Origin of the sequence: Methylobacterium sp. Leaf118, from assembly GCF_920984675.1 — a bacterium.
Classification (GTDB): Bacteria; Pseudomonadota; Alphaproteobacteria; order Rhizobiales; family Beijerinckiaceae; genus Methylobacterium.
In genome coordinates this window covers 1-10,810 of the sequence record NZ_CAKLBV010000096.1, presented here as the reverse complement: position 1 = coordinate 10,810, position 10,810 = coordinate 1, and the positions used below count along the sequence as shown (strand labels likewise).

Genomic DNA, 10,810 nt, shown 5'->3' with positions numbered 1-10,810 from the left:
CGGCGCTGGTGGCCGATCTCGTCGCCGCCCGCCGCGCCGAGGGGGCCAAGCTGCAGGCGATCCTGGCCGGGCAGCTCGGCGAGATCGCCCGGCTGACCGGGGCCGCCGAGGCCTGCCCGGCCCGGCAGCCCGAGGCGGTGCGGGCCCGGCTCGCGGTCTCGGTCGCGGCGCTGGTGGGACAGGGCGGCCTCGATCCCGACCGGCTGCATCAGGAGGCGGTGCTGCTCGCCGCCAAGGCCGACGTGCGCGAGGAACTCGACCGCCTGCAGGCCCATCTGGCGGCGGCCGAGGAGCTGATCGCGGCGGGCGGCCCCGTCGGGCGGCGCCTCGACTTCCTGTCGCAGGAGCTCGGGCGCGAGGCCAACACGCTCTGCGCCAAGGCCGGCGACATCGCGCTCTCGCGGATCGGACTCGACTTGAAGGCCGTGGTGGAGCAAGTCCGCGAGCAGGTGCAGAACGTCGAATGAGAGCGGGCGAGTGGGTGCGGCGATGACGCAAGGTCGGACGGCGGGTGGCCAGGACGCCAAGGACGCCAAGGACGCCCGGCGCGGCCTGATCCTGATCCTGTCCTCGCCCTCGGGCGCGGGCAAGACGACCCTCACCCGAGCGATCGCCCAGAAGAGCGACTGGGGTCTCGACCTGTCGATCTCGGTCACGACCCGGGCGCGCCGGCCCTCGGAGATCGACGGACGCGACTACCGCTTCATCGACCGGGAGGCCTTCGAGGACCTGCGCACCCGCGACGACCTGCTCGAATGGGCCGAGGTGCACGGCAACTACTACGGCACGCCGCGCCGGCCCGTGGAGAAGACCCTCGCGCAGGGCCGCGACATGATCTTCGACATCGACTACCAGGGCACGCGCCAGGTGCGGCAGCGCCTCCAGGACGACGTCGTCACCGTCTTCATCCTGCCGCCGAGCTTTTCCGAGTTGCGCCACCGCCTGGAGCGGCGGGCGGAGGACGCGCCCGAGACCATCGAGCGCCGGCTCGCCAATGCCCGCACCGAGATGCAGCGCTGGAGCGAGTACGACTACGTCATCGTCAACGACGACCTCGACGAATCCTTCCGCGCGCTCCAGGCGATCCTGGCCGCCGAGCGGCTCAGGCGCAGCCGCCGCACCGGCCTGTCGGCCTTCGTCGACGGCCTGCTCGCCGAGGCGCCCGATCCGCGCTGACGGGTCTTCCTGGCCCGAGGCGTGCATTTCCCGGGCTTCGGTGACATATCGACCGCTCCGGCGGTCCCGACCGCCGCCCACCCCGTGCCGGTCCGGCGAGGCCGGCTGAGACCCCGATGAAGATCACCCAGGCCTTCACCTTCGAGGCGGCGCACCGCCTGCCGAACGTGCCCGAGACGCATCGCTGCCACCGGATGCACGGGCATTCCTACCGCGTCGAGCTCACGGTCGCGGGCGCCGTCGACCCGGTCACGGGCTGGGTCGTCGATTTCTACGACATCGAGAGCGCCTTCGCGCCGCTGCTGGCGCGCCTCGACCACCATTGCCTCAACGAGATCGAGGGGCTGGAGAACCCCACCGCCGAGCATATCGCGGCCTGGATCTGGCATCGCGCCCGGCCGGCGATTCCCGACCTCGCCTCCGTGCGGGTGTTCGAGACGCCGCTCTCCTGGGCCGAGTACGAGGGCGCGTAGGGCCATGGCCGACGCCGCCGAGGATACCGGCGCCCTGGTGCTGTTCTCCGGCGGCCAGGACTCGGCGACCTGCCTCGCCTGGGCGCTCGATCGCTACCCGCGCGTCGAGACCCTGGGCTTCGACTACCGCCAGCGCCACCGGGTGGAGCTCGACTGCCGCGACGGCTTGCGCCGGGGCATGGCGGGCCTCGATCCGGCCTGGGGGCGCAGGCTCGGCACCGACCATACCCTGGATCTCGCGGTCCTCGGGGCCATCTCCGAGACCGCGCTCACCCGCGAAGGCGAGATCGCCCTGGCCGCGGACGGCCTGCCCAACACCTTCGTGCCGGGGCGCAACCTCGCCTTCCTGACCTTCGCCGCGGCGCTCGCCTATCGGCGGGGCCTGCGCCACCTCGTCGGCGGCATGTGCGAGACCGATTACTCGGGCTATCCCGATTGCCGCGACGACGCGATCAAGGCCCTGCAGGTGGCGCTGAATCTCGGCATGGACCGCCGCTTTGTGCTGCACACGCCGCTGATGTGGCGCGACAAGGCGCAGACCTGGGCCCTGGCCGAGGAGCTGGGCGGCCGGGCGCTGGTCGACCTGATCGTCGAGGAGAGCCATACCTGCTACCTCGGCACGCGCGGGACGCGTCACCCCTGGGGCTACGGCTGCGGCGCCTGTCCGGCCTGCGACCTGCGTGCCAAGGGCTTTTCGCGCTACCTTGCCGCGCGGGCGGCCTGAGCGGACCGCGCCGGCCGGGTTCGGCGACCGAGGCCGCATCGGCGATGGCCCCCGCGCCTTGCGCAGCGGCGGGTCTCCGCCGGAGGCCCGGATCGGGACCGGCGGTCAGGGGCCGTGCAACGCAGTCGAGAGGAGAAGTCCATGCGCGCCGATGCCTTCCTTGAGGCCGTGACGGCCCTGCCGGTGGTCCCGTTCGAGACGCTCGTGACCGGCGGCCTCGTCGTGGTCGCCCCGCATCCGGACGACGAGAGCCTCGGCTGCGGCGGGCTCATCGTGCAGGCGCTGGCCCGGGGGCGCCCCGTCCGGGTCGTCATCGTCAGCGACGGCTGCGGCTCGCATCCGAACTCGACGGCCTATCCCCACGACCGCCTGCGGAACCTGCGCGAAGCCGAGACGATCGCCGCGATGGCCGAACTCGGCCTCGCCTCCGAGCATGTCCATTTCCTGCGCCTGCCCGATGGCGGCGTGCCGAGCGCCGGCCCGGAGGCCGAGACGGCCGCCGCGCGGATCGCCGCGATCGCCCGGGAAGCCGGGGCGGGCGCCGTGTTCGTGACCTGGCGGCACGATCCCCATTGCGACCACACGGCCTCGGCGGCCCTCGTCGATCGCGCCCGGCCCCATCTGCCGAGGGTGGCCGTCTACGCCTACCCGGTCTGGGGCTGGACCCTGCCGCCGGAGCACGAGGTCGGGGCTGCGCCCGAAGGCTACCGCCTCGCGGTCGAGGACGCGCGCGCGGCCAAGCGCCGGGCCGTGGAGGCCCACGCCTCCCAGGTCTCCGGCCTGATCGCGGACGATCCCGAGGGGTTCCAGTTGAAGCCCGAGATGATCGACCGCCTGACCGGCCCCTACGAGTGGTTCATCGCCCTGCCGGCCTGAGGCCACGCGGATCGGCCCGTCTTTCCCAGCGAGGACGATCCGCCCGGTTCCTGTGCCGCACCGGCCTTGCCCGAGAGCGGGGCTTCCCCTCTCGGGCCGGCGCGCGTCACGGCCGGGCGCAGAGCCCGGTCATGCCGCCGCCGCCCGCCGGGCAGGTCGCCGTGCTCTCCGATTCGACGCTCGCCGCGCCGCCCTTGGGGCAGAGGGCGGCGACGAGCACCTCGCCGGAATCGCAGGTGAGGGTGCAGCCGCTGTCCGGGCAGGAGGCCACCCGCACCGCCCGGACCGGACTGGCCGCGCTCGTGCCCAACGCGCTCGTGGCCAACGCGCTCGTGGCCGCCGCATCCTTGCCCGCCTCGCCCTTCGGACCGGCTGGACCCGCGGCGCCGCGCTCGCCCGCCGGGCCGGGTTGGCCCCGCGCGCCCGCCTCACCCTTCGGACCCGGAGACCCCGCCTCGCCCTTGGCTCCCGCTTCGCCCTTGGGGCCTGCTTCGCCTTTGGGGCCTGCCTCGCCTTTGGCTCCCGCTTCGCCCTTGGGGCCAGTCTCGCCGCGGGGGCCCGGGGCGCCGGCGGGGCCGGGCGGACCCTGGAGCCCCGCGCTGCCCTGCGGCCCGGCCGGACCCGGCTCGCCCGCCTTGCCGGGCGGACCCTCCGGCGCGCATTGGGCGATCACCGCTTCGCGCTCGTCCTCGCCGCTCTTCAGCACCGCCACGCAGGTCGCGGGCCGGTAGGGCAGGCGGAACTCGAAGCGCCCGCGCCGGTCGGAGAGGACGGAGATGTCGTCGTCGAGGATGACGGTCTGGTTGCTCTTGCGGATGCTGCCGGTGATGCGCAGGTCGCCGCCCTCGATGCGGGCGTCCCAGACCTGGATCGGCGGCACCGCCGGCTTGGGGCCGGACGGGGCCGGCCGCGGCCGGCCGGCTTCGGCAGGGGCCGGCTGCTGGGCGGCGGCCGGTCCGGCGAGGATCAGCCCCGCCGCCAACAGGATCGGCCACGGCCGACGTCCCACGGCACGCGTCGTAGGCATTCTCGCTCCTCCCGCCGAAATCCGCGCGTCTTCCGGCGCGGTGGGGAGAAGGTTTCGGCGGCCGGAGCCGAACGGTCAAGTCCGGGCCGCCGGGATCGGCGTCCCGGCCGGTGGCGCGACGGGCGCGGGCGGATGTTCAAGGTGTCACGAAACTGTCAAACACGGCGGGCGACCCCATGGTAGGGAGCCGTGATCGGTCGGGACGGAAGGGAGCCAGCGCGTTGTCGGAAGTGGAGTCGGACGTCGTCACCCGGGATTCGGAGGCGATCGAGACGGAGGAGACCCGCCTCGCCACCGAGCGCGGCGTGCGCAGCGAGACCGCCCGCGCCCGCACCGCCCGTGCCGCCCGCATCCTCGCCGCCGAGAAGGCCGCCGAGAAACCCTCGGAGCTCGATGCCGACGGGGTCGCGGCGGAGGCCGCCCGCGAGCCGGTGATCGAGGCCGGCCGCGCCCTGCGCCACTCCCCCGATCGCTTCATGAACCGGGAGCTGTCCTGGCTCCAGTTCAACCGGCGCGTGCTGGAAGAGGCCTCCAACCCCAATCACCCGCTCCTGGAGCAGCTCCGCTTCCTCTCGATCTCGGCCAACAACCTCGACGAGTTCTTCATGGTGCGCGTGGCCGGACTGCACGATCAGGTGCGCGCCGGCCTTGTCGTGCCCTCGCAGGACGGGCTGAGCCCCGCCGAGCAGCTCGTGCGGATCGGCAACGAGGTGTCGCGCCTCGCCCTCGACCAGCAGGAGCGCTGGCGGGCCCTGCGCGAGGAGCTGAACACCAACGGCATCCACCTCGCCGAGCCGTCGGAACTGTCCCCCGAGCGCCTGGCATGGCTGGAGGAGTATTTCCTCACCTACGTCTTCCCGGTGCTCACGCCGCTCGCCATCGATCCGGCCCACCCGTTCCCCTTCATCCCGAATCTCGGCTCGACCATCGCCTTCATGCTGGCCCGGCCCCGCGACGGGCGCACCCTGCGGGCGCTGATCCGGCTGCCATCGCTGCTCGACCGGTTCGTGCGCCTGCCCGACCGGGAGGGCGACAGCACCGCGCGCTTCGTGGCCATCGAGCAGGTGATCGTGAAGTTCGCCGGCCGCCTCTTCCCCGGCTACGCCCTCAAGAGCCAGGGCGCCTTCCGGGTGGTGCGCGATTCCGATCTGGAGATCGAGGAGGAGGCGGAGGACCTCGTCCTGCACTTCGAATCGGCGATCAAGCGCCGCCGCCGCGGCGTGGTGATCCGCCTCGAGATCGACGCCGGCATGGCCGAGGATCTGCGCGCCTTCGTCACCGACGAATTGGAGATCGCGCCCGACGCGGTCTTCCTCGTCGAGGGGACGCTGGCGCTCAACGAGCTGTCGCAGATCGTGAGCATCGACCGGCCGGACCTCAAGTTCAAGACCTACAACCCGCGCTTCCCCGAGCGCATCCGCGAGTCCGGCGGCGACGTGTTCGCCGCGATCCGGCAGAAGGACTTCATCGTCCATCATCCCTACGAGTCGTTCGACTCGGTGGTGCAGTTCCTGGCGCAGGCCGCCCGCGACCCGAACGTGGTGGCGATCAAGCAGACCCTCTACCGCACCTCCTCGAACTCGCCGATCGTCGCGGCGCTGGCCGAGGCCGCGGAGGCCGGCAAGTCGGTCACGGCGCTGGTCGAGCTGAAGGCCCGCTTCGACGAGGAGGCCAATATCCGCTGGGCGCGCAACCTCGAGAAGGCGGGCGCGCAGGTGGTGTTCGGCTTCGTCGAGCTGAAGACCCACGCCAAGCTGTCGATGGTGGTGCGCCGCGAGGGCGACCGGCTCGTCACCTACTGCCATGTCGGCACCGGCAACTATCACCCGATCACCGCGCGCATCTACACGGACCTCTCCTTCTTCACCGCCGACCCGGCGATCGCCCGGGACGTCTCGCGCCTGTTCAACTTCATCACCGGCTATGCCGAGCCGGCGGAGCTCGAGCGCATGGCGGTCTCGCCGCTCACCCTCAAGCCGCGGCTCCTCCAGCACATCGAGGAGGAGATCGCCCACGCCAAGGCGGGCCGCCCGGCGGCGATCTGGATCAAGTGCAACTCGCTGGTCGATCCCCAGATCATCGACGCCCTGTACGATGCCAGCCAGGAGGGCGTGCAGATCGACTGCGTGGTCCGCGGGATCTGCTGCCTCCGGCCCGGCATCCCCGGCCTGTCGGAGACGATCCGGGTGAAGTCGATCGTCGGCCGCTTCCTGGAGCACGGCCGCGTCTACGCCTTCGGCAACGGCGCCGGGCTGCCGCATCCGAAGGCCACGGTCTACATCTCGTCCGCCGACCTGATGCAGCGCAATCTCGACCGGCGGGTCGAGGCGCTCCTGCCGATCACCAATCCCACTGTGCATCAGCAGGTGCTGGACCAGATCATGCTGGCCAACCTCCTCGACAACCGGCAGAGCTGGCGTGTACTGGCGTCGGGTGCCAGCGAACGGATCAGCCCCGCGGAAGGGGAGGAACCGTTCAACGCGCACAAGTATTTCATGACGAATCCGAGCCTGTCCGGGCGCGGCAAGTCGTCGAAGAAGTCGAGCCCGCGCGCGCTCAGCCGCCGCGCTCATCGCTCCTGAACGACAGGCCCGCGCCGGGACTCGTGGCTCGGCGCGGGCCACCATCTGACGCGTGCGCCGGCCGGGCTCGCCCCGGGGCGTCACCTTGAGAGGGTCGCATGGGTCCGTCACGTCCGCACCTGACGCTCGCCCACGATGCCGAACGGCCGGACGCCATGACACCGGACCCCACGCCCTTCGCCGGACAGACCGCCCCGGTCGCCATCATCGACATCGGCTCGAACTCCGTCCGGCTCGTCGCCTATGACGGGCTGAGCCGGGCGCCGACGCCGCTCTACAATGAGAAGGTGCTGTGCGGGCTCGGCCGCTCCGTCTTCTCCACCGGGCGGCTCAACGAGGATTCGGTCCAGCGGGCGCTGACCGCCCTGCGCCGCTTCCGCGTCCTGTGCGACACCATGCGCATCGAGCGCATCGAGGTGCTCGCCACGGCAGCCGCCCGGGACGCGGCCAACGGCCCGGCCTTCCTGGACGCGGCCCGGACGGTGCTGGGCCGGGACATCCACCTCCTCTCCGGCCGGCGCGAGGCCGAGCTCTCGGCGCTCGGCGTCGTCTCCGGCTTCTACGCCCCGGACGGCGTGGTCGGCGATCTCGGCGGCGGCTCCCTCGAACTCGTGGACGTCAAGGGCGTCACGGTGGGCCAGGGCGTGACCATGCCGCTCGGCGGGCTGGCGCTCCAGGACCTCTCCGAAAGCTCCCCCAAGAAGGCGCGGAAGATCGCGCGCGAGCATCTCAAGAAGGCCGAGCCGCAGCTCGACACCCTGCGCGGGCGCACTTTCTACGCCGTCGGCGGCACGTGGCGGGCGCTCGCCCGGCTGCATCAGGCGGCGCGCGGCTACCCGCTCCACGTCATGCACGGCTACACGGTCGAGCCGTCCGACGAGCTGAGCTTCCTCGAAATGGTCGAGGCGACCGAGACCGCGACCCTGCAGGAGGTCGAGACCATCTCCGAGGCGCGCCGGCCGCTGCTGGCCTATGGCGCAGTGGTGCTGGAGGAGATCATCCGGGCCGGCCGCCCCCGGGAGATCGCGATCTCGGCCTTCGGCGTGCGCGAGGGGCTGCTGTTCGAGCAGCTCGACCGCGAGACCCGCGCCCTCGATCCGCTGATCGTCTCCGCCCAGGAGCTCAACGTCCAGCGCGCCCGCTCGCCGGGCCATGGCGAGGAGCTGCGGGCCTGGACCGACCACTTCATCACCACCCTCGACGGGCCCGAGACCGCGGGCGAGCGCCGCCTGCGCCACGCCGCCTGCCTGCTCTCCGACATCGGCTGGCGGGCGCATCCGGATTACCGGGGCGAGCAGAGCCTCAACGTCATCGCCAACGCCGCCTTCGCCGGCATCGACCATCCGGGCCGGGCCTATCTCGCCCTGTCCGGCTATTTCCGCCACGAGGGTGTCGCCCCGGAAAAGGCGAGTCCGACCCTGCGGGCGCTGGCGGGGCCCCGCCTGTTCGACCGCGCCCGCCTGATCGGCGCGCTCCTGCGCGTCGCCTTCCCGGTCTCGGCCGGCATGGCCGGGCCGCTGGCCCGGATGCCGCTCTCCGTGGAGGACGGCAAGGTCGTGCTGCGCTTGCCCCTCCAATGGGAGGCCCTCAACGGCGAGCGCCTGCTCAACCGCGTCCGCGGCCTCGCCCGGGTGATCGGCCTCGACGGGCGGATCGACGTGGGCTGAACGCTTGAGTTATGCCGGCATGCCGTGATCGTGTGCGCACTGATTATGGTCAGCCAGAGTTTCAATCACCCGGCAGTCGCACACTCGGCCATGGCCGCAGGCATCGAGCATGCGGTGTAGCTCACCGCGCAGGGCCACGAGCTGACCGATCCGGCGCTCGACCCCGGCCAAGTGCCGGCGGGTGATCTGGTCCACTTCGGCGCAGGGCCGTTCCGGTTGGGCCGATAGAGCCAACAGCTCGCGGATCGCCTCGACCTCAAATCCAAGCGCCCGCGCGTGCCGGATGAAGTTGAGCCGGGCCACCGCCTCCGCACCGTAGCGGCGCTGCTGGCCTTCGGTACGGGCAGGACGAGGCATGAGGTCCGCGCCCTCATAGTAGCGGATGGTTGGCACCTTGACGCCCGTGCGCCGGGCCAGCTCGCCAATCGGAATGTCCATAATCGTGCTTGCACCTCTAGTGGCTAGAGGTTGTACGCTCCTTCCCAACCTACGGAAAGGAGAACATCATGGCGGACGAGAGCTGTGGCACGACCACCTCGACCTGTTGCGCACCGCAGACGGTGCGATTTTCTGAACCGGCCGCTTCGGCGGCCGACACCCACACGCACGGCCCCGCCGGGGACACCTGTTGCCCGAAGGGCGTGCCGGTCTTTGACGGGGTGGATCCACGTTACAAGCGCATCCTCTGGACCGTGATCGCCCTTAATGGTGCGATGTTTCTCGGCGAGATGGCCGCGGGCCAGCTTGCCGGATCACAGGCCCTCAAAGCCGACGCGCTCGACTTCCTCGCCGATACCGTCACCTACGGCCTGTCGCTGGCCGTGATCGGGGCTAGCCTGCGCACTCGGTCCAAAGCGGCCCTGTTCAAGGGGCTGTCGCTGTTCTTGATGGCCGGATGGGTGTTCGGCTCGACGGTCTATCAAACCCTGATCCTTGGCCTGCCGAAGGCGGACGTGATGGGCGTGGTTGGCGTGTTGGCGCTGGCAGCCAACCTCGCCTCGGTGCTGCTGCTACGGCCCTACAAGGACGGCGACGCCAACGTGCGCTCGGTCTGGCTCTGCTCGCGTAACGACGCGATTGGCAACGTGATCGTTATGGTCGCGGCGCTGGGCGTATGGGGCACGGCGACCGCTTGGCCGGATCTGCTGGTGGCCGGAGTGATGGCGGGGATATTCCTCACATCATCGCTGCAAATCCTGCGGCAGGCATGGGCCGAGTACCGCGTCGGCCAACCGCACAACCACACCCAGCCGGCACCGGCCGCCTGATCCGGGCTCCGCTTGATCAAAGCGGAGCCCGGATCAGTCCAGCCCGCGCGGCGTTTGAGCGAAGCTCAAATCCGCCATCCCGAAGGGATCAACCGGATTTGATATGACACATGAGGAGGGGGCCGCGAGGTTCCCTCACCCATGAGTCTTGAATTTCGCGCTGGCTGATCAGCCGTCGAAGGGCCGCGTCCGGCCCTTTTCTGCCTCGCGCAGCGTCCGCTTCCGGACCGTCGCTATCGAAGCCGCAGGCCGTGTTTCACGACGCTGCCGATCGTGCCCGTTGAGAGAACCGCGGCCCTGATGAGGCCGGCCTCCGGGCCGTCGTGCCTGTTTCGGACAGAACCGCGCCTATCGGCACTGCTCATCGAGCATCCGGGCGATGTCGAGCCCTCCGAACGACATGCCGAGCTTGAACGGCGGCCCGGGCGAGATGCGGACACGACCGGTTTCGCTGAAGAGTTCGAGGGGCTGCTTCACGCTCCACGATCCGTCCGGATTGCGGGTGAACCGTGAGCAGTCCACCTCCATCTGGCCGGTCGGCTGCTGCGCCTGCGCCGAACCCGCGACGAGCGCCCAGGCGGACAGACCGAACAGAACAGATCGCAACAGCATGGACGGGTCCTGAGCGCAGGGCGCCCTGCCGAAGCTAGGAGGTTCATTCCCCGAACGCCAGCCTGGATCGCCTCGCCCGCTCGCCCGCTCGCCCGACGGCCGCGCGTGGCACGCCCGCCCGGCCCTCCGAAAAACCTGTCGTCAATCCGCCACAACTCCACCGCTTCCTGAGCCTCGAACCGCCGCGCGAGACCGCCCGGCGCTGGACCGGCGGGCGGGTTCGGGCTTCTCTTCCCGCCGGCGGCGCCGGCCGTTCCAGACGAAAAGATTCCGACGGTGCAGGCAGGGGCGCAGGGCACGGACGAGGGCGCGGGCGAGGGCCTGCTCGCCTTCCTGCGCGCCCGCCACGGCGCCGAATCCGGGCAGGCGCGGGGCACCCGCCCCGGCGCGGGCGCGGCCGAGGCG

11 protein-coding genes are annotated in these 10,810 nt (G+C 71.3%); 8 read left to right on the top strand and 3 right to left on the bottom strand.

What is annotated here, in order from left to right:
* From LW587_RS22855 to LW587_RS22835, 5 genes are all read left to right on the top strand, one after another.
* Positions 1-467: endoribonuclease YicC domain-containing protein (locus LW587_RS22855; protein ID WP_232631884.1), on the top strand; the 467-nt coding region annotated here is incomplete at its 5' end.
* 22 nt (positions 468-489) lie between these two features.
* Positions 490-1,176: a guanylate kinase gene (gmk, locus tag LW587_RS22850; RefSeq protein ID WP_232631883.1), complete on the top strand. Its 687-nt coding sequence runs from the start codon at positions 490-492 to the stop codon at positions 1,174-1,176.
* Between the two features lie 116 nt (positions 1,177-1,292).
* Positions 1,293-1,649, top strand: coding sequence for a 6-carboxytetrahydropterin synthase QueD (gene queD / locus LW587_RS22845; RefSeq protein WP_232631882.1), 357 nt, complete (start codon positions 1,293-1,295; stop codon positions 1,647-1,649).
* 4 nt (positions 1,650-1,653) lie between these two features.
* Entirely contained in the window at positions 1,654-2,373 is a 720-nt protein-coding gene (gene queC / locus LW587_RS22840) for a 7-cyano-7-deazaguanine synthase QueC (RefSeq protein ID WP_232631881.1), read from the top strand.
* Positions 2,374-2,514: 141 nt separating this feature from the next.
* A complete protein-coding gene (locus LW587_RS22835) occupies positions 2,515-3,249 on the top strand; it encodes a PIG-L deacetylase family protein (protein WP_232631880.1) in 735 nt (244 codons plus the stop codon).
* Positions 3,250-3,355: 106 nt separating this feature from the next.
* Here the strand turns inward: LW587_RS22835 and LW587_RS22830 are convergent, their stop codons facing one another.
* Positions 3,356-4,276, bottom strand: a complete 921-nt coding sequence (locus tag LW587_RS22830; protein WP_232631879.1) for a collagen-like protein — start codon at positions 4,274-4,276, stop codon at positions 3,356-3,358.
* A 221-nt stretch (positions 4,277-4,497) separates the two neighbouring features.
* Here LW587_RS22830 and LW587_RS22825 point away from each other — a divergent pair, with 221 nt between their 5' ends.
* Positions 4,498-6,858: an RNA degradosome polyphosphate kinase gene (locus LW587_RS22825; RefSeq protein WP_232631878.1), complete on the top strand. Its 2,361-nt coding sequence runs from the start codon at positions 4,498-4,500 to the stop codon at positions 6,856-6,858.
* A 98-nt stretch (positions 6,859-6,956) separates the two neighbouring features.
* Positions 6,957-8,525: an exopolyphosphatase gene (gene ppx / locus LW587_RS22820; RefSeq protein WP_232631877.1), complete on the top strand. Its 1,569-nt coding sequence runs from the start codon at positions 6,957-6,959 to the stop codon at positions 8,523-8,525.
* 9 nt (positions 8,526-8,534) lie between these two features.
* Here ppx and LW587_RS22815 read toward each other — a convergent pair whose 3' ends face one another.
* Positions 8,535-8,963: a MerR family transcriptional regulator gene (locus LW587_RS22815; RefSeq protein ID WP_232631876.1), complete on the bottom strand. Its 429-nt coding sequence runs from the start codon at positions 8,961-8,963 to the stop codon at positions 8,535-8,537.
* A gap of 68 nt (positions 8,964-9,031) precedes the next feature.
* Between LW587_RS22815 and LW587_RS22810 the strand changes: the two genes are divergently transcribed.
* Complete coding sequence (locus tag LW587_RS22810) at positions 9,032-9,793, top strand: cation transporter (RefSeq protein ID WP_232631875.1); 762 nt, start codon at positions 9,032-9,034, stop codon at positions 9,791-9,793.
* A gap of 348 nt (positions 9,794-10,141) precedes the next feature.
* Here the strand turns inward: LW587_RS22810 and LW587_RS22805 are convergent, their stop codons facing one another.
* Positions 10,142-10,405, bottom strand: coding sequence for a hypothetical protein (locus LW587_RS22805; protein WP_232631874.1), 264 nt, complete (start codon positions 10,403-10,405; stop codon positions 10,142-10,144).
* Positions 10,406-10,810: the final 405 nt, after the last annotated feature.